General features: G+C 45.8%; 20 protein-coding genes and 1 other annotated feature. All 20 genes read right to left on the reverse strand.

Annotated elements, in window-relative coordinates; translation table 11 throughout:
- Window positions 1–22 precede the first annotated feature (22 nt).
- Complete coding sequence (pyrR, locus tag AC2Q9J_RS02485) at window positions 23–559, reverse strand: bifunctional pyr operon transcriptional regulator/uracil phosphoribosyltransferase PyrR (protein WP_499037336.1); 537 nt, start codon at window positions 557–559, stop codon at window positions 23–25.
- A gap of 192 nt (window positions 560–751) precedes the next feature.
- Entirely contained in the window at window positions 752–1,663 is a 912-nt protein-coding gene (locus AC2Q9J_RS02490; protein ID WP_499036897.1) for an RluA family pseudouridine synthase, read from the reverse strand.
- A complete protein-coding gene (lspA, locus tag AC2Q9J_RS02495) occupies window positions 1,663–2,139 on the reverse strand; it encodes a signal peptidase II (protein ID WP_341201761.1) in 477 nt (158 codons plus the stop codon). Before lspA ends, AC2Q9J_RS02490 begins: the two co-directional genes overlap by 1 nt.
- A gap of 399 nt (window positions 2,140–2,538) precedes the next feature.
- On the reverse strand, window positions 2,539–5,301 hold the full coding sequence (gene ileS / locus AC2Q9J_RS02500; RefSeq protein ID WP_499036899.1) for an isoleucine--tRNA ligase: 2,763 nt from the start codon (window positions 5,299–5,301) through the stop codon (window positions 2,539–2,541).
- Between the two features lie 43 nt (window positions 5,302–5,344).
- Window positions 5,345–5,561, reverse strand: a binding site (T-box leader).
- Between the two features lie 55 nt (window positions 5,562–5,616).
- Window positions 5,617–6,138, reverse strand: a complete 522-nt coding sequence (locus AC2Q9J_RS02505; RefSeq protein WP_112222926.1) for a DivIVA domain-containing protein — start codon at window positions 6,136–6,138, stop codon at window positions 5,617–5,619.
- Window positions 6,139–6,231: 93 nt separating this feature from the next.
- Window positions 6,232–7,017: a YlmH family RNA-binding protein gene (locus AC2Q9J_RS02510; protein ID WP_499036901.1), complete on the reverse strand. Its 786-nt coding sequence runs from the start codon at window positions 7,015–7,017 to the stop codon at window positions 6,232–6,234.
- 66 nt (window positions 7,018–7,083) lie between these two features.
- Window positions 7,084–7,344, reverse strand: coding sequence for a YggT family protein (locus tag AC2Q9J_RS02515; RefSeq protein WP_341201758.1), 261 nt, complete (start codon window positions 7,342–7,344; stop codon window positions 7,084–7,086).
- A 20-nt stretch (window positions 7,345–7,364) separates the two neighbouring features.
- Window positions 7,365–7,832: a cell division protein SepF gene (locus AC2Q9J_RS02520; RefSeq protein ID WP_499036903.1), complete on the reverse strand. Its 468-nt coding sequence runs from the start codon at window positions 7,830–7,832 to the stop codon at window positions 7,365–7,367.
- A complete protein-coding gene (locus tag AC2Q9J_RS02525; RefSeq protein WP_281862904.1) occupies window positions 7,832–8,500 on the reverse strand; it encodes a YggS family pyridoxal phosphate-dependent enzyme in 669 nt (222 codons plus the stop codon). The genes AC2Q9J_RS02520 and AC2Q9J_RS02525 overlap by 1 nt, the downstream gene beginning before the upstream one ends.
- A gap of 110 nt (window positions 8,501–8,610) precedes the next feature.
- Entirely contained in the window at window positions 8,611–9,792 is a 1,182-nt protein-coding gene (gene ftsZ / locus AC2Q9J_RS02530) for a cell division protein FtsZ (RefSeq protein ID WP_499036905.1), read from the reverse strand.
- 126 nt (window positions 9,793–9,918) lie between these two features.
- Window positions 9,919–11,205, reverse strand: a complete 1,287-nt coding sequence (gene ftsA, locus AC2Q9J_RS02535) for a cell division protein FtsA (RefSeq protein ID WP_499036907.1) — start codon at window positions 11,203–11,205, stop codon at window positions 9,919–9,921.
- A 104-nt stretch (window positions 11,206–11,309) separates the two neighbouring features.
- A complete protein-coding gene (locus AC2Q9J_RS02540) occupies window positions 11,310–11,672 on the reverse strand; it encodes a small basic family protein (protein ID WP_084244998.1) in 363 nt (120 codons plus the stop codon).
- 2 nt (window positions 11,673–11,674) lie between these two features.
- Window positions 11,675–12,391, reverse strand: coding sequence for a DUF881 domain-containing protein (locus AC2Q9J_RS02545; RefSeq protein WP_282020765.1), 717 nt, complete (start codon window positions 12,389–12,391; stop codon window positions 11,675–11,677).
- Between the two features lie 16 nt (window positions 12,392–12,407).
- Entirely contained in the window at window positions 12,408–13,133 is a 726-nt protein-coding gene (locus tag AC2Q9J_RS02550) for a DUF881 domain-containing protein (RefSeq protein ID WP_282020766.1), read from the reverse strand.
- Entirely contained in the window at window positions 13,111–13,896 is a 786-nt protein-coding gene (locus AC2Q9J_RS02555) for a cell division protein FtsQ/DivIB (protein WP_084244992.1), read from the reverse strand. Before AC2Q9J_RS02555 ends, AC2Q9J_RS02550 begins: the two co-directional genes overlap by 23 nt.
- Before the next feature lie 194 nt (window positions 13,897–14,090).
- Window positions 14,091–15,449, reverse strand: coding sequence for a UDP-N-acetylmuramoyl-L-alanine--D-glutamate ligase (gene murD, locus AC2Q9J_RS02560; RefSeq protein WP_499036910.1), 1,359 nt, complete (start codon window positions 15,447–15,449; stop codon window positions 14,091–14,093).
- A complete protein-coding gene (gene mraY, locus AC2Q9J_RS02565) occupies window positions 15,450–16,418 on the reverse strand; it encodes a phospho-N-acetylmuramoyl-pentapeptide-transferase (protein ID WP_084244988.1) in 969 nt (322 codons plus the stop codon).
- 24 nt (window positions 16,419–16,442) lie between these two features.
- Complete coding sequence (locus AC2Q9J_RS02570) at window positions 16,443–18,683, reverse strand: penicillin-binding transpeptidase domain-containing protein (protein ID WP_499036912.1); 2,241 nt, start codon at window positions 18,681–18,683, stop codon at window positions 16,443–16,445.
- Window positions 18,680–19,042 carry a cell division protein FtsL gene (gene ftsL, locus AC2Q9J_RS02575; RefSeq protein WP_499036914.1) on the reverse strand — a complete coding sequence of 121 codons (363 nt, stop codon included), beginning with the start codon at window positions 19,040–19,042 and terminating at the stop codon, window positions 18,680–18,682. Before ftsL ends, AC2Q9J_RS02570 begins: the two co-directional genes overlap by 4 nt.
- A gap of 12 nt (window positions 19,043–19,054) precedes the next feature.
- Entirely contained in the window at window positions 19,055–19,993 is a 939-nt protein-coding gene (gene rsmH / locus AC2Q9J_RS02580; protein WP_499036915.1) for a 16S rRNA (cytosine(1402)-N(4))-methyltransferase RsmH, read from the reverse strand.
- Window positions 19,994–20,001 lie beyond the last annotated feature (8 nt).

Consider the following 20,001-nt stretch of genomic DNA (forward strand, 5'->3'; position numbering starts at 1 on the left):
CTTTCTCCCCCGTCTCTCTCTACTATTCGTGTATGGCCACACGGTCTTTGCCGTCGCTTTCCTTCATCTCGACAACGATGCGTTCGCTGCTTGAAGTCGGGATGTTCTTTCCGACATAATCCGATCGGATCGGCAGCTCCCGGTGTCCCCGGTCAATCAGCACTGCCAATTGAATCTGTGCCGGCCGGCCGATATCCATGACCGCGTCCATTGCCGCCCGTACCGTCCGTCCCGTATAAAGCACGTCGTCGACCAGCACCACTTTCTGCCCTTCAATGCTGTGGCTGATATCCACCTGCTGCACCAGTGGTTCATTGTTCGTATTTTTGACGCTCAAGTCGTCCCGGTACAATGTGATATCGAGCTCTCCTGTCTTGATGGCCTTGCCTTCTATCTTCTCAACTTTTTCTGCCAGCCGCTTGGCGATGAATGCACCGCGCGTTTTGATGCCGACTAGGATGATGTCATCGATTCCTTTATTGCGTTCGATAATTTCATGGGCGATCCGTGTGATGGCTCTTGCCATTGCCTGCTCGTCCAATATATCCGCTTTTTCCACCATATTCTTCTCTCCTTTTAGGCAAATAAAAAACCTCCTGCCAGAGGGCAGGAGGATATATGCGCAGAAAATTCCAGCACGGAAGAAAGACTTCCGGCTTGCGTAAATACCTTCTCAGCCTCTCTGGACTGTTTTTAAAGGTGTTGTTATTCGATTGGTTTTTTCAAGTATAAAGAACAACTTCGGGTTTTGTCAATCCTTCTTGCGAAGAGATTCCAGAAGTTCTGCAAATTCCTCAGGCATTTCTGCCGAGTATTCCATGTATTCTCCCGTTTTCGGATGATCAAAGCCGATCACTTCAGCGTGAAGCGCCTGGCCCCCGATATCCATTGTTTTCTTCGGTCCGTATTTCGGATCGCCGACTAACGGATAGCCGATATATTTCATATGGACACGGATTTGGTGCGTGCGTCCTGTTTCAAGACGGCATTCGACCAATGTAAAATCACCGAAACGTTCAAGAACGCGGAAATGTGTCACCGCATGCTTGCCTTTATCCACAACCGACATGTTCTGGCGTTCTTTCGGATCGCGTGCAATCGGTGCTTCGATTGTTCCTTTGTCATGGGGAATATGGCCATGTACCAGCGCAATATATTTACGGGTCACACTTTTTCTGACCAATTGATTGACCAGTGAAGTATGCGACGCGTCATTTTTTGCGACCATCAGCAAACCGGATGTATCTTTATCGATCCGGTGGACAATGCCTGGACGGACGATTCCGTTAATGCCGGATAAATCGGTGCAATGGTGCATAAGACCGTTGACCAGCGTGCCGTGTGAATGGCCTGGTGCCGGATGGACGACCATGCCCTTCGGTTTATTGACGACGAGTACATCGGCATCTTCATAAACAATTTCAAGATTCAAATCTTCCGGTACTACATCAAGTTCTTCTAGAACCGGAGGTGTAGCGATGATGACGTCTTCAAGACGCACTTTGTAATTCGGTTTGACGATTTCACCATTGACCCGGACTGCCCCGTCTTTCACCCAATTGGCAATCTGTGAACGCGACCAGTCTTCGTCCATAGCAGAAACTGCTTTGTCGATTCGCTGGCCCGCCATTTCTTCTGTTACCTGTATAGTTAAATCTTCCATTAAGACACCTTTTTCTTTTGTTGTTTTTCGTCATAGATCACGAATATGATCATCAGGATAACCCCGATTGTCAGTGCAGCGTCGGCAATATTAAAAATCGGAAAGTCGTAATTGATGACTGGAATCAGTACATCCACAAAATCGACGACTTCGCCGCGAAGCATTCTATCGATGAAATTGCCGATTGCTCCGCCAAGGATAACCATCAGGCTCAACTGAAACAGCGGCTGCCCTTTGGCGTGCTTATGGAAATAATAGAGGATTCCCACAATCACTGCAATGGTGATGATGGCAAAAAGCCACATCTGGCCTTCAAGCATCCCCCATGCCGCGCCTCTGTTGCGATGCGACAGCCAGCCGAGATAAGGCTCAATGACCGGAATTCTTTCCCCGATTTCCATGTTCTGCAGGACCAGCCATTTCGTGAATTGGTCTGCTGCAATAATTACCGCTGCAATTGCATAATAAATAAACATATGTTTCCCCCGTCAAATCATCTGTCATTCTATTTTAACACAATCCGCCACAAAAAAGTGAAGGCCCGGAGAGCCGGCTTTCCGGTTCTCCAGACCTCAACAATTTTTTACTAGTTGAATAAAACTTATGATAACCGATATTCCGCAAAACAGCTTCGCTTGCCTGGTGGCTTGCGCTGAGCTAACTCGTGCTCAGTACCTTCGCCCGAGTGGATCTCAGCACTTCGCTTAGTCACCTGGGCGTCTTCGCTGTTTTGCTCCATATCTCTAGAACATTCTCTCAGCGCCAGTGCGTCCATGGACTGAGCGAAGCAATAAGACGAGTGTTCTTCTCGGCTTATTGTGGGAGCTTTGTCCTAAGCGCTGAAGCGTTACTAAAATGCTCATATATAATTCACCTTAGCTGTAGTGCTTCTCCACAACATCCGCACATCTCGGGCATAGGGTCGGATGGGCTTCGCTTTCACCGATCTTGTCAGAGATTGTCCAGCAGCGTTCACATTTTTCACCTTGTGATTTTTGGACTGCAACTGTCACGTTGTTCAAGACAAGAGCATCAGCCGGCGCATTGTCAGGCGATCCGCCAAACTCGTAGTTGGACACGATCAACAGCTGCGCTACATTGTCATCAACAGACTCCAGAAGATTTTTCGTTTCTTCTGAACCGTAAACTGTAACTTTCGCTTCCAGCGATTTACCGATTGTCTTCGCTGCACGCGCTTCTTCCAATGCTTTCAGTACATCATCACGGACATCCATGAATTTCTCCCATTTCACTTCAAGATCTTTGAAGCTGCTGTTTTCCACAACTTCCGGGAAGTCCGTCAACTGGACACTGTCTTCTTCGACAAATCCAAGATACGACCACATTTCATCAGCTGTATGCGGAATGATCGGCGACGCCAATTTCAGGATGGCCATCAATGAATCGAACATGACCGTCTGCATTGCGCGGCGATGCGGATGGTCGGCTGCTTCGATATAAACGACGTCTTTTGCAACATCCAGATAGAATGAACTCAAATCGTTCGCACAGTAATTATTCAAAGCATTGTAGATTGTCGCAAACTCGTAGTTTTCGTAACCTTTTTGTGCTGTCTCAATCATTTTCTGCAATTTCATTGCCATATACTGATCCATTTCACGCATGTCTTCGTAAGCGACGCGATCCTCTTTTTCATTGAAATCAGCAAGATTTCCGTGAAGGAATTTCAGTGTATTGCGGATTTTGCGGTATACTTCTGAAACTTGTTTGAAGTTCTCATCGGATACGCGAACATCAGCCGTATAGTCAACAGACGCAACCCACAGGCGAAGAATGTCGGCACCCATCTGGTTCATGACTTTTGCAGGAACGATGACGTTGCCGAGAGACTTACTCATTTTGCGGCCATTGCCGTCGAGTGTAAAGCCGTGGCTCAATACGCCTTTATATGGCGCGATTCCGTTGATTGCAACACTTGTTGTCAACGAGGAGTTGAACCAGCCGCGGTATTGGTCAGAGCCTTCAAGATAAAGGTCTGCCGGGTATTGAAGATCATCGCGTTCGTCAAGAACCGCCTGATGGGACGATCCTGAATCGAACCAGACGTCCATGATATCCAGTTCTTTTGTGAAGATGCCGTTCGGGCTGCTCGGATGTTCGAATCCTGGCGGCAATAGTTCTGCAGCCGGACGTTCGAACCAGACGTTCGATCCATGTTCACGGAACAAATCGGCGATATGCGCGATCGTTTCTTCTGTGATGATCGGGTCGCCATTTTCTGCATAAAATACAGGAATTGGCACGCCCCATACACGTTGACGGGAAATGTTCCAGTCACCGCGGTCACGCAGCATATTGAACAGGCGCGTTTCGCCCCATGCCGGTGTGAACGTTGTTTCTTTGATCGCTTTCAGGATATTATCACGGAATGCATCAATCGATACGAACCATTGTGCAGTTGCACGGTAGATGACAGGCTTTTTCGTGCGCCAGTCATGCGGATATGAGTGCGTGATGAACGTCAAAGCTTCTAAAGCGCCTGCAGCATCCAATGCTTCAGTGATCGCTTTATTGGCTTTATCGTAGAACTGGCCTTCGAATCCTGGAGCTTCTTCTGTAAAGACCCCTTTTTCATCAACTGGGCAAAGCACATCAAGCCCGTATTTTTTACCGACCAAGAAGTCGTCCTCCCCGTGGCCAGGTGCTGTATGAACACAGCCTGTCCCTGAATCGACAGTTACATGGTCGCCGAGCATAACAAGCGATGTGCGGTCATATAGAGGATGCTTCGTCAGGATGTTTTCCAACTCTGCACCTTTCATTTCGCGCACGACTTTATGATCTTCCCAGCCCAGTTCAGAAGCTACGTCATCCAATAATTCACGTGCAATCACGTAAAGGGAGCCTTTCGCTTCCACTTCCACATAATCCAATTTCTCATGGACCGTGATTCCAAGGTTTGCAGGAATCGTCCATGGAGTCGTCGTCCAGATGATCATTTTCGTTCCTTCAGCAAGAACGCCTTTTCCGTCCGTCACCGCGAATGAAACATAGATGGATGGAGATTTTTTATCGTGGTATTCGATTTCAGCTTCCGCAAGTGAAGACTCACTCGAAGGAGACCAGTAAACCGGTTTCAAGCCTTTATAGATATAGCCTTTATTCGCCATCGCACCAAACACTTCAATTTGGCGGGCTTCATAGGAAGGTTTCAAAGTGACATAAGGATTCTCCCAGTCGCCGCGTACTCCAATGCGTTTGAACTGGCTGCGCTGGCTGTCGATTTGCTCATAAGCGTATTCTTCACATAACTTGCGGAATTCCGCCAATGTCATTTCTTTGCGGTTCACGCCTTTATTGGTCAAAGCTTGTTCGATCGGCAGACCGTGTGTATCCCAGCCTGGAACATAAGGTGCGTTGAAGCCCATCATTGAACGTGAACGCACAATCATGTCTTTCAGCACTTTGTTCAGCGCATGGCCCATATGCAAGTCGCCATTGGCGTATGGAGGTCCATCGTGAAGTACGAAGAACGGCATATCTTTCGTCCGTTCCTGTACCTTTTTATAAATCTCCATCTCTTCCCATTTCGCTTGCATTTCAGGTTCCCGGTTCGGCAAATTGCCGCGCATCGGAAAATCTGTTTTCGGCATCAATAATGTGTCTTTGTAATCCATCAAAATTCCTCCTGTAAGCATAATAAAAAGCCCCTCATCCCTGGAAAGGGACGAGAAGCCAGACTCGCGGTACCACCCTTGTTGCAGTTTTAAAAAACTGCCACTCGAACACCGTATCGTGGTGAAACGGAACCGGCTACTGGGTTTCCCCGGTTCTGCTCAGGAGTGATTTTCTTCATAGCTTTCAGCACCGGGCTTCCACTGGCCCCGGCTCGCTTTCCTGAATCGGCTATGCTTACTGTCTCCGTCAACGCATTAGATCATATAATTGCTGTTGCTAGTATGCCGTAATTATAAAGAGTGTTGCTTCCTTAGTCAAGGACGGTAGTCTTCGTTGTTGTCTTCCAGTTTATCAAGTGTCGTCGTATCGACGTCATATTCCATCAATGATTCCCAGTCGTCTGTGTCGATCAGGTCAAGCTGCGCTTCCACGATCATTTTGAAACGGTTGCGGAAAACTTTCGACTGTTTTTTCAACTCTTCGATTTCCATCGCGATGCGGCGTGCTTTTGTCAAAGACTCGTTGACGATGCGGTCTGCATTCTTTTCCGCTTCGCGGACGATGAGCTTCGCTTCCTTTTGCGAGTTGCGGCGAACTTCTTCCGCTGCCTCCTGGGCGATAACGATCGATTTCTGCAAAGTTCCTTCGATTGTCGTGAAATGGCCGACACGTTCGTCCGTCTGTTTCAAGCGTTCTTCAAGATCTTTTTTGTCTTTCAGCAGGATTTCGTAATCCTTAATGATCTGATCCAGGAATTCGTTCACTTCATCTTCCTGGTATCCGCGAAACGCCTTGCTGAATTCTTTATTATGTATATCCAACGGGGACAATGGCATTCAGTGCACTCTCCTTAAATTATGTTTGTTACTTTCCATTATACCGCCCATTGCATGAAATATCAGTATAATTTTTAATATTCCATGCGCGGGCTATTTCCGTTGTTCCAAACGTCCGATCTGCAGCCGTACTTTATCTTTCTTCGTTCTGCCTTCAATCATGAGGACCTTGATCCGGCCGAATCCCCTCGACGAAATCATATCCGACTCATGCAATTCGAATGACGGCTGTTCCTGCACCGTCCAATTCACTTTCACCTTGCCTCCATGAATCAAAGCGGCAGCTTTTTGGCGCGAAATATTATAGACCGAACTCATCACAGTATCGAGCCGCATCGAACTGACGGTATGGGATTCTTCATGCCATTCTTCCGTCGCTGTGATCATTTCGGCAACGTCTTCCACTTCGATCAATTGCACTTTCACTTTTGCCGCTGAAACGAAATTGGTTTGCAGATACAAACTCACTTCATCCGCCACTGCAAATTGGATCTTTTCGCCGTCGATCCGGATGTCGCCGAATTTGCTGCGGTCGAGTCCCACAGACATCAGCGCTCCAAGGATATCTGGATGGCGCAGTGTGACGAATTTCACCGGATATTTTAATTCGAAGACAGTTATATTAAAATCTTCGTCGGTAGGTTGGTAATAGGAAGGGTATAATAAAACCCGTTGCCGTTCTGCATCCGGAAACAAACCGCGTGATTCCATCCGGATTTCATTTGACCCAAGCACCGATTTAACGATGAATCGCTCACGGGGATCCAGAAAGTCCGTAAGTTTAGGCGTATAGCGGTCTTCGACTTCATTCATCCAGCCGGATACCTGTTCGATGAATTGCTGTTCTTCTTTTCTGAAATGCTGAAATATGGAATCCATTGGGCTGCTCCTTTCCGAACTAATCTTTTATCAAGAAAAAAACCCCACTTTACGTGAGGTTTATGGTTAAAGCATTCCGAATAATACTGAAATCCCTCTGCTCGCTAATAGCAATGTGTAAATGGCGATGATAGGTGAAATGTCAATCATGCCAAGCGGCGGGATGAACTTTCTGAAAATATCAAGATAGGGATCCGTCAAACTTGTAATAAATTGTCCGAACCGGGATTCTTTGATACTTGGAATCCAGCTCATCAGGACACTGGCGATTATTAGATAAAAGTAGATATTTACAGCAGTTAAAATAAACAGTTCAATATATGCCATCAGTTAATTATGCACCTCTTTTATTGTTCTTCATCGTAGTAGAAATCGGAAATGGCTCCATCAACTTCCACAGTATCCGGCACGCAAAGGAAAATATCCGTTCCGATTCGCTGGATATCGCCGCCAAGTGCATAAACTGTGCCACTCAGAAAATCGATGATACGAAGACCTTGGCTTTTTTCGATGCGCTGCAGATTTACGACAACAGCACGTTTGCTTTTCAAATGTTCTGCAATATCCTGAGCTTCTGCGTAAACACGCGGTTCTGCCAAGTGAACCTTTGAAGATTTGGAAGCAGCAGTCTGCAGGCTTACCAAATTAGGGACATTAGCTTCAGTCGCCTTTTGGCGTCGCTCTTTTGGTGATTTGCGGATTTCAGGGCTGGCTGACTGTTCTTGGCGCGGAGCCTGCTGGTTTTGCTGCTGCGGCTGATCTTCTTCATATTCCTCTAAATAAAAGAAATTTTTGAATGAATTTTTAATGCTCATCATTCTGCCTCACTTTCTGAACCTATTAATGCAGTCCCGATGCGAACAAAAGTCGCCCCTTCCTGCGCTGCTATCAAATAATCATTGGACATGCCCATTGAAGTTTCTGTGCACGGGGCATGCGGCCATTCCCGTTCAGCGACATCCAGCTGCAAAGCCTTCAAGTCACGGAACACTTTTCTCAAGACTTCTTCATCTTCGACATTCGGGGCCATTGTCATTAAGCCTACTACATTAATTTTATCATAATGCTCCAATGTTTTGATGAAATCAAGCGTATCTTCCGGAAGGATTCCGCTTTTGCTGTCTTCTTTCGACACATTTACTTGAACAAAACAATCGATGACATGCTCTGCACGTTTTTGAATCTCTTTTGCAAGACTTAAACGGTCCAATGAATGCAGATAATCGATATCATTGATGATTTCCTTAACTTTCCGGCTTTGAAGATTGCCGATGAAATGCCATTCCGCTCCATGCTGAATCGCTTCGAATTTCTTTTGAAATCCTTCAGGACGATTTTCCCCTAAATGCTGGATGCCGGCTTCAATCGCTTCCTTCGTGCGTTCGATTCCGACCTGTTTTGTGACAGCGATCAGGTTGATGCCTTCCCGGATGGAATCCAATTCTTCTTTTATATTTTCATAAACTGGTTTGATAGGTTTCATATATTCACAACTTTTCCTGGATGTTCAGTTAATTGTACCAAGTCTGCAGTTATTTATCAATTACGCCATTTTACAGAAAAAAACAGCTGCCAATTTGGCAGCTGTGTGGATTAACGTCGTTTTTGTCTGTTGCGCAGGAAAGTAGGGATATCGAGTGCATCATCCTGTGGTTTTTCCTGGCGTACAGGCTCCTGCTGATAAACCGGCGCCTGTTCTTCACGGCGTTGATCTTCGCGGCGCGCTTCGCGCAGCGTCGGCTGTGGAGCTTGCTGCTGCTGGATCGATTGGACACGGCTTGTATTCAAACCTGAGCCTCTAGGTGTTCTTGGCTGAAGCTGTTCTTCGTTGAATCCTGTAGCGATAACCGTAACAACGATTTCATCTTTCAAATTATCATTGATCACCGATCCGAAAATCATGTTCACATCTTCATCAGACGCAGATGCGACGATATCGGCTGCTTCCTGAACTTCATAAAGGCTAAGATTCGATCCGCCAGTGATATTCATGAGAACACCTTTCGCGCCATCGACTGATACTTCCAATAACGGGCTGGATACCGCTTTTTTAGCAGCTTCAGAAGCACGGTTTTCACCTGAAGAAACACCGATCCCCATCAATGCTGAACCTTTATTCGACATGATCGTTTTCACATCCGCAAAGTCAAGGTTGATAAGTCCAGGCACTGCAATCAGGTCCGAGATGCCCTGAACACCTTGGCGAAGTACGTTGTCAGCTTCTCTGAACGCTTCAAGCATAGGTGTGTTTTTATCGACGATTTCAAGAAGACGGTCATTCGGGATGACGATCAACGTATCGACTGATTCTTTCATCTGGCCAATACCGCCGATTGCCTGAGTGGAACGCTTGCGTCCTTCAAATGTGAATGGACGCGTCACAACACCAACAGTCAAAGCGCCAAGTTCTTTAGCGATTCCTGCGATTACAGGAGCTGCACCAGTACCTGTACCGCCGCCCATACCGGCAGTTACGAATACCATATCGGCTCCGCGCAATGCTTCTTCAATCTGTTCCTTGCTTTCTTCAGCCGCTTTTTTACCGACTTCCGGATTTGCGCCTGCACCAAGTCCACGCGTCAATTTACCGCCGATTTGAAGGCGGACTTCAGCTTTTGAAAGGTTCAATGCCTGAGCATCCGTGTTTACCGCGATAAATTCGACACCTTTTACTCCGTGTTCAATCATGCGGTTAACAGCGTTATTTCCGCCGCCACCGACACCGATAACTTTAATTACTGCCATAGCATCTACTGTTGTATCAAATTCCAACATTCTTTTTCCTCCTAAAATTGCTCTGCTCTGTGAGTAAGCATGATGCAATGTTTTTTTAAGCTCAAGAAAGTATACGTTTTAAGATTAAGCGGTTTTGGGGAAGTGAAACTGTACTTCCGCATTTCTTTATTCAAAAAATCTGTCAAACATTTTTTTGGCTTTTGTAACGACGCCATCGCCGTTCTCTTTTGGCTGTTTTTGCTGTCTCTGCTTCTGCGGCTTCGGTTCCTGCTCGACTTTTTGCTGGGTGCCGAGTGCAGCGCCGCTTCCAATGCGCCCGTAGAAAACGTCTTCCATATAAGCGTATTGGATCAAGCCGACAGAAGTCGTGTATTGCGGTTCCCTTACTCCGATATATTCAGGAGTGAACAAACGCACACGCGTCTGCAGAATGTTGCGCGCCAATTCAGGAAGGCCTTCAAGCTTCGCCATGCCGCCTGTTAAAACGACGCCTCCTGGAAGGTCCTGAACACCAAGGCGGTAAAATTCATCCAAAATCAATTCGAAAAGTTCTTCCAGGCGAACTCCGATTATTTCAGATATGTATTTCTGACTGTATTGCTCTTTCGTATCAGATCCGATTACCGGGACCTCGAATAATTCGTCTTCAGATGCATTATCGTAGAAAGCATGACCATATTCAAGTTTAATCTTTTCAGCTTGGTCTGTAGGCGTTTTCAGAACAATGGAAAGATCCTTTGTCACATGGTCGCCGCCGACAGGAATGACTGTTGATGCTACAAGATGGCCATCCTGGAAAATAGCGATGGATGTTGATCCCCCCCCAATATCGATGCAGGCGGTGCCATGATTTTTCTCATCCTCTGTCAGTGCATAATATCCTGCTGCGAGCGGTTGTGGATAAATATCCCGGATTTGAAGACCGGCTCTTTCCACGCATCGCAGAACATTATGTAAAATCGTCTTGGATGTTGTCACCATTGTACCATCCATCTCAAGGCGAATCCCAATCATACCCCGCGGATCTTTAATTTCATCCAAATGGTCCACGATATATTGCTCAGGAATGATATTCACCAATTCGCGTTCTGGGGGAATAGACATAACCTGTGCAGCTTCGAGCACCCGATCCATATCATCATCCGTAATTTCACGGTTTTCACTGTTTACTGCGACTACACCTTTAACGCTTTGCAGCATCATCTTATTTGCGGGAATGCCCAATACCACTTCGTGAATAGATTTGCCGATCATCCGTTCAGCCTGATCGACAGCTTTTTTGATAGATTGCACAGTCGCATCTATATCAACGATAGCACCTTTTTTAATGCCTTTGGATTTTACGTTCCCTACACCGATGACGTGCAACGATTTATTCGCCATTTCTCCGATCAATACTTTAACCGACGAAGACCCGATATCTAAACTTACATACAATTCTGATTGGCTCAATTCGTGGCACCTCCTTATTTTATTCCAGTTATTATTATTCTATTGTAAATTATACACCTTGTCTAAGTAATTTGATGCAATATTTTTTCATTTCATCAGAAAATTCAAACTGATTCCCGGACACTCTTTTTTTCTGTCCATTTGCTGAGTAATATGCGCCGGATAACTGCAATGTTCTGGAATAACCTGACCCCGAAAGCGAAAATCGCTGCGAGATACAGATCGACTCCAAGATGGACTCCGAGAAATGCCAGCCCGGCTGCCAGCAAAATATTGAAGAAAAATCCTGAAACAAAAACTTTGTCATCGTAGACCTGCTGCAGATGAGCTCTAATGCCTCCGAAGAGAGTGTCCAAAGCGGCAAGAACTGCGATTGACAAATAATTGGCGTATTCCGGCGGTATCCGTATATCTGTCAACAGGCCAAGTGATAAGCCAAGAATCAGCCCTAAAATTGAAAGCCACACCGCTATTCCTCCTCCGCCGCTTCTAAATATTCGAGCTCAAGCTCGCCGTCGTAGCCTTCTACTGTAATTTCTTCCTGCGGCTCCATCACATTCACTGAAAAATTGTCGATATAAAAATTATCCAGTATTGGAGATGCTTTTAGATGATTGGAAAGTTTCTCTGCATTGTCCAGTGTACCTGCCGCAATTTTCATCTTAAAAGGCGGTGTACCGATCGGCTTGCCGTTGATCGTAGTCCGTCCGTTAATATCACGGATAGGGCTTGTGTTGATCATCCTTTTTCCATCTATTGACAGCTCGATCCCTTTGAATCTGTTGATCTCGTTAACAAACCGGATCAACAGAGCCGGTGAAATCTGTTCTATATTTTGACCCGTAACTATCGCTTCCTGTGAAGGTTCGATATGTACTTCGAGGCCCGGACCAGTTATTTCAGTCAGACCGGCATCCTGCCGCAGCACTTCCACTGTTTCTTTTAAAACTTGTTCAGGACTGTCATTTGCTGCTTTTTCATATTTTGATAATGTTTCATCCAATGTACCGATTTCTGATAATAACTCAGAGTGAAGCTGCTTTTCCCTTGCTAATTCCTGTCTGATTTCCCAAACATCCCGAGTATCCCTTGAATCTGGTTCGTTGACGGTATTAAACTGGATGGCGGTCATCAGGCCGATGACGAATAAAATCATCGTAAACCGGGAAATAACTTTCTTTTTCATGCAACTCCCCCCTCAATCATGATTCCGACAAAAGGGCAGGCATTGTTATATCCAAGCCCTCGTCCATTGTGACGACGATATTATCGTTGACCAGCTGATCGAGGACTCCACCCGGCAGCTCCAAAGAAGCTGCGAGCACTTCGGGTTTGCCGATTGCTTCAATCGTAAATGGCGCTGGGTATTTCACTCCATCGACTTCAATGACCGGTCCCGTGCAAACGATCGTAGAATTCGAATGAATCCGCTGGCCGTTTACCGCGACTGCTTCCGCCCCGGAAATATACATCTCGTGGATCACCTGAAAAACATGGCTCTCATGGACAATATAATCATTCGGATTTACAGTTTGCGACCCGTATTCTCCGTCTTCCAGGATAATTTTCAGCCCTTCTCCTTCGACTGGCATCAAACCGACGTAGCGCCGCAGTTTTTCTGCTTCCGCAGCAATTTCACTGTAGTTTTCCTGGCCGGATGAAAATTCACTTTCAAACTCCTGCAATACATCCTGCTTCGACTGCATTTCTTCCCGCAGCGTCTTATTGCGCTCCTGCTGTTCGATCAATTCTTCACGGAACTTTACTTCCTTTTCGAATTGTGAATTTGCAGCAAAGTTATCACCGCCATCGTTGGACTGTGAAAGACTGTAGGAATAGGAGAGGATGAAACCGAGAACCAAAAACACAAGAGAGAAAATGATGGATTTGCTGACGTTCTCCCGCTTACGGCTGTTCGGTTTCTTCATCTTCCACGACCTCCTTCGGCGGGCCATAGACGTCATCATAGGAGCGGAATGTTATGCCGACTTCCATATCAAAAACGCCTTTTTGGCCATCTTCCAGCTGGGCAGTCAGTGAAGGGTAATAATCAAGTTTTTCCGCAAGACTGTTCAATTTTGCACGGATTTCATTGCCGTCAGTCATGTATAAAGTGATATTGGCTGATGCTGTTTCGCCTTCAGTCAAGATAAGCTGTGACAGCATATTCGAAACTTCAGGATCAAGCTGCTCCAATTGCGATGAAAGTTCGAGCCGTGTTTCTTCGGTTTCAAAATTAGTGAAGATGGGGCCATCCACTTTATCCACAGGCAATTCAACCGCGTAGCCATTGGCCAATAATTTCTGATAGCCTGCTTCTTTTTCCAAATAACCGATGGCTGGATATTCTTCTACTGTAATCTCTACACCCGTCAGCCATTTTTTGTCTGCCGAGGCATTTTTGACCCAGTCAAGCTCTGAAATATCTCCCGCCACTTCTTCAGTATTGAAAGACCACATCGAATCGCCGACATCCAGCTTGCTCGCTGTGATGTATTCCGTTTCCTCATACAAGTCCTCTCCGTTTACTGTAATGGATTGGATTTTACTGTATTTTGTCTGGCTGTAAACCAAGACCATCAATATAATCAGAAAAATGAACAGCAATGCCAGGAATTTGCGATTGGTTCTTTTTCGCCGACGCTCACGAAGCGTGGGGATGCGTTCTTCTATATCAATCACTTTATCCATAATTGCTGCTCCTTTCTTTATGATCTGGATGTCTTATGCCTCACAGAGCTGAGCGGCCGCTTTCGCTTTTCTCGGTGTCCAGACTTAGCGGCCAACTCCTCGAGTCGTAAGCCACTTTGGCTGTGCGGCTGAAAACATGCCGCTTCGCCAAATCGTCTTACGCTTGTCGGAGCTGAGCGGCCGCTGTCGCTTTTCTAAGCTTCCGTCACTTTTCTTACCGCTTCGATGAAAGCATCTCCACGGATTTCAAAATTTTCGTATTGGTCCCAGCTTGCGCAAGCCGGCGATAAAAGAATCGTGTCGCCGTTTTCAGAATGGCTTACAGCTTTTTCTACTGCGCTGAGCATGTCTGAGACCTTTTCAACTCGCTGCACACCGCAATCGGCTGCGAATTCCCCGAACCGGTCGGAAGTTTCACCGAATGTTACAAGGGCCTTCACTCTATTCATATAAGGCCTTAATTCTTCCAGCGAATGATTGCGTTCAAGACCGCCAGCTAATAACACGATATTGCCGGGGAAAGCTTCCAATGCGCTTTTCGTTGCCAGCGCATTTGTGGCCTTTGAATCGTTGTAGAATTTGCGGCCTTTCCAGTTAACGACGAATTGCGAACGGTGCTTGACTCCTGTAAATGACGACAGTACACGGATAATGGTTTCTTCCGTTCCTCCCCATAGGAGTGCAGCTGCCGCTGCCGCTAAAATATTTTCAAGGTTATGCTGTCCACCGAGCATAATTTCGGAACGGTCAATCAGCTTTTTCCCTTGCCAATAGACGTATTCGTCATCTGCGCTGATGCTTTCTTCCGTTTTCCCTTTCAATGTAAAAGGGATGAGCTGAGCTTTGCATTTTTGGGCGTAAGCCGCCAAGTGAGGCTGATCGGCATTATAGATGAAATAATCTTCGGATGTCTGATTTTGTGTCAATTTCATTTTTGATGCTTCGTAATCCTCTTTTGTACCGTGGTAATCAAGATGCGCTTCATAAAGATTCGTGATGATGGCGATGCGCGGACGGAACGATTCCGTTCCTTTCAATTGGAAAGAAGATAATTCGGTGACAATCACATTATCAGCTTCCGCATGTTCCGCAACGCCGCTGGCCACTGTCCCAATATTCCCCGCTATCAAAGGTTTCTTTTCATCCTGATTCAGCATATGGAAAAGAAGTGTCGTAGTAGTCGTTTTGCCGTTCGATCCTGTAATCCCGATAAATGGAGCTTCACTGATCTTATATGCAAGCTCTATTTCAGTCCAAACTGGAATCCCTTTTTCTTCCGCAGCGCGAATCATTGGATTGGTATACGGAATACCCGGGTTTTTAACGAGAAGTTCGAATCCTTCATCCAGTAAATCTTCCGGATGGCGGCCACAAATGACCGTTACACCCAGATTCAATAACTCTTGCGCTTCGGGATTTTCTTCAAATGGCTTGGCATCATTCACTGTTACAAAGGCGCCGAGTTTATGCAAAAGCCGGGCAGCTGTAAAACCGCTTTTCGCCAGTCCGAGAACCAATACCTTTTTTTGATGAACCTGTACTAACTCTTTCATTTACATGACCTCCAAAACAACGGCAATAATCGCGGCAATCAAGCCAACGAGCCAAAACACCGTAACGACTTTCCATTCAGACCAGCCGCTCAATTCGAAATGGTGATGGATCGGACTCATTTTGAATATGCGTTTTTTTCTTAATTTGAAGCTGCCGACCTGCAGTATGACTGAAGCCGTTTCAATTACAAACACAAGACCGATCAACAATAGCAGCAATTCCTGTTTCAGGAGAATCGATACCATTGCCAGTGCACCGCCCAAGGCAAGGGATCCTGTATCACCCATAAATACTTTTGCAGGGTATTTATTGAAGATAAGGAAGCCGATTAACGCTCCGGCTGTGATGAAAGTGAATAGAGCAATCGCGTTTTCGTCCTGTCTGATAGCCAAGACTCCAAAAGCGGCAAAGGCGATTGAAGCTGTTCCAGCCACCAAACCATCCAAGCCATCTGTCAGGTTGACGGCATTCGAGAAACCGACCAGCCAGAATATGATGAACAATACATACAAGCCTGACAGCTCAATAGAAATGTCAGTAAATGGAATAACTAATCCTGTATCGAATTCTATCATGCCCAATAACAGGAATGAAACAACAGCTATGACAATCTGAGCGATAAGCTTTTGCAAAGATGTCAAACCAAGATTGCGCTTCAGCACAACTTTGATAAAGTCATCGAGGAACCCGATGAGCCCATAACCGAACAGCACCAATAAAAGAATCATCAGTTCCACTGTCAATAAATCTGTGAAAAAGGCTACCCCAAATGCCGTCAAAATGATGGCTATGAGAAATACAAGTCCCCCCATGGTCGGCGTCCCTGTTTTTTTCATATGCGATTCTGGGCCTTCTTCGCGGATGCTCTGCCCGAATTTCATCCGTTGAAGCAACGGGATGAAAACAGGCATCAATCCGGCAGTTAACAATAAAGCAATTCCAAATCCGAGTAATAAGTAAACGTCCATTAGTTTTCTCCTTTAAACATCTTCCTATTCAGATGTATCTTCTGTAATTATTTCTTCAGTATTTTCTTCTTCAGGGATGCCCTCAGGCCCATCAGTCATTTGGACTTTATAGGAATCTTCAGGAGTCTGAAGACGGACCACTACAGGTTCACCTTCGGCAATTTTCACTCCTGCCGACAAGCTCTGATTCACTGCATAACCCTGTCCCACAATTTCCAATGATAATCCGCTGAGAGCCTGAAAAGCAAGCAATTCCCGTTTAGACCAGCCTTTGAAGTCCGGTAAAACAGTCTCTCCTTCAGTTTGCAGGATGACCGTCCCGCCGGCCAGCAGCATTTCCCCTTTTTCAGGGTACTGGGCACTGATTTCTCCAGCACTTCCAGTGGTGGCTACTTTAATGTTTCGTGAACCCAATTCCGCCGCAACTTCATCAGATGTTTTACCGGCATAATCGCCGATTTCGACAACAGGCGTTTCTTCAATATCTTCCGGTTCGATGTTTAAATACTTCAAACCGTTCTCCATTACTGAAGTGAAAATATCTGCAACAGGTTTTGAGCCATGTTCAGTCACATCCATATTCGGTTGTTGTACCCCGACATACATGACCAGTTCAGGATCTTCAGCAGGCGCCATGCCCACAAACGAGAAAAGATAATTATCTTTTCCGGTCATATATCGGCCATCATCGCCTGGTATCTGAGCAGTACCGGTTTTACCTGCAACTGTGTAATCCTGCAGAGCAAAACGTTTACCGGAACCTTCTTCAGCAGTTACAGTCGAAGCCATTACATCACGGACAATCTTGGCCGTTTCAGCTGAAATCGGCTGTCCTGCCTCTTCAGGCTTACCTTTTAATGTAACTTCGCCAGTGTCCCGATTTTTTATTTCGTCTATAATATATGGTTTCATCATTACGCCATCGTTGGCAAAAGCTGTCGTTGCCTGAATCATTTGGATAGGTGTAACGGTGGATCCCTGACCGAATGTCAAAGTCAGTTTATTGATTTCCCGTTCATCAAGGATTTTTCCTGCCGCTTCTCCCGGGAGATCGATGCCCGTCTTTTTGCCGAAACCGAAAGCGTCGATGTAATTCATGAACGTATCAGGTCCGATGCGTTCGAGCAGATAAGCCATAGATACGTTCGAAGAGCGCTGGAAACCTTCCAGATAACTGATGGTGCCCCAGCCTTTTCTTCCGTTATGATCTCCTATGACCGTGTTGCCGAATTGATAGGATCCCGACTGGTACGTGGCATTCGGATTCCATTTCCCTTCTTCAACCGCTGCAGCCAATGTGAACATCTTCATCGGCGAACCCGGTTCGATGGTCAGTTGGATACTTTCGTTAAGCCAGTTGTCTGATAGGCCTTCACGTGTATTCGGATTGAATGAAGGACGTTGTGACATCGCCAGTATTTCACCCGTTTTAGGATTCGCGATCAAAGCGATCATCCGTTTTGGATCATATTCTTCCTGAACTGAAGACATGGCATCTTCCAAAAAGTTCTCCAATGTCTTATCCAGTGTCAATTTGATATCGGCTCCATCAACTGCCGGCGTGACAGCCGATTCACTGTTGGGCAGCAAAAAGCCCCATTTATCAGTGTCAAACTCCACTTTCCCGTTTTCACCGGTTAAAATATCATCATAAATCAATTCAAGCCCCATTTTCCCTTTCGTCACCATATCCCCATTTTCCAGCTCTTCTTTCATTGCAAAACCGATTAAATGGGAAGCGAATACTCCATTGGGATATAAACGCTTAAGGTTTTGGATAAACAGGACGCCCGGCAGCTCTTCTTCTTTCATCTCGAGCATTTGGGTGTGGCTGATTTCCCGTCCGGCAGACCCGAATTCAACCTGGTAACGGCCAGCTTCCTGCCCTTGTTTTAATGTTTCATAAATTTTTTCTCTTGGCGTTTCAATATATTTTGAAAGGATATCAGCTGTTAAATTGATATCCGTCACATGGCGTGGGTCACTCGTCTTTTGAGTGGCCTTTTCATCTACTACAGCAACAAGTTTATAAGACAGCGTATCTTCTGCAATAATTTCTCCGCTGCGGTCGAGAATTTTTCCCCGTTCCGCCGTAAGCACTTCTTCCTGGCTATATTTGGCGGCAGCTTTGGCGGCCAATTCCTGACCTTCGACCTGTCCTGTCGCCTGAATAGTTACAATTCTTGCCAATAAAAGGAAAAAGAGCCCTGCGAAAACTAAAAACAGCAGAAAGGCTCCCCATTGAAATCGAAACTTCTTCTTCATTGCCCAGGCACCACTACTTTTACATTTTGCTCATCCATTTTCAAGCCAAGCTCTTTCGCTTTTGCCCAAATGCGCTCATATGTAGATAGTTCACTTACTTGCACTGTCAAGTCCGTATTTTGTTTCTGAATTTCACTAATATCATTTTCAATTGTTTGAATTTCATGGGTGGTCGCCTGAATAGTGGCTTGATTTTGAAGAACCAGCAATGCGCACAAAACGAATACAGCCAGGAAAGAAAGATACAATACTTTTTCGCCTTTTGTAATAAGGCCCTTTTTTCTGACCGGCTGTTGATTCGGAATGTGAGGAACGGCCGGCTGTTGGATATAGGTTTCTTTTCTTGCATTCAACGCCATAAAAACACGTCCTTATTCTCTGATTTTTTCTGCGATTCTCAATTTTGCTGAGCGTGATCGATTGTTATGCGCCAATTCTTCTTCCGAAGCTAGGATTGGTTTTCTTGTAATCAGCTTCAGCATTGGCTCTTGTCCTGATGGAATTACTGGGAAATTTGGCGGTAATTCAGGAAGTGATGAAGCTTCCTTGAAAATCGTCTTACAAAGTCGGTCTTCCAGCGAGTGGAAAGTTATGACACTGATTCGTCCTTTTGGAGCCAATAGTGTAATGGCATCCTGCAAGGAAGTTTCAGCTGCCCCAAGTTCATCATTGACCGCTATACGAATTGCCTGGAAAACACGTTTCGCGGGATGTCCGCCTGTTCTTCGGGCAAACGCAGGAATACCGTCTTTTATGCATTCCACTAGCTGGCCGGTAGTTTCGATTGGCGCTTTGTTTCTGGCAGCCTCTATTTTCCTCGCGATTTGTTTGGAGAATTTCTCTTCTCCGTAGCGGTAGAAAATCCGTACCAAATCTTCAAAAGCCCATTCATTTACAACTTCATATGCGCTTAGAGAAGCGCTTTGGTCCATCCGCATATCAAGCGGAGCATCGTTATGATAGCTGAATCCACGTTCAGGCGTATCCAGCTGAGGAGATGAAACGCCGAGGTCATAAAGAATGCCATCGACTTTTTCAATCCCCCGCTCTTCAAGTTCACTTTTGATATCCTTGAAGTTCGCGTGTATAAAAGTGATTCTATGTACATAATCTTTCAGCTTTTCCTTTGCGTGCTCGAGTGCCGTCATGTCCTGATCAAAACAGAACAGATGACCTTCATCGGAAAGCTGTTGGACCAAATACTCACTGTGTCCTGCGCCTCCAAGAGTGCAATCCACATATATGCCGTCAGGACGAATGTTCAGTCCATCGACAGTCTCATGGAGTAAAACCGTGGTGTGGTTGAACAATCCATTCC

Source organism: Planococcus sp. RAB007_Raresut, assembly GCF_057369535.1.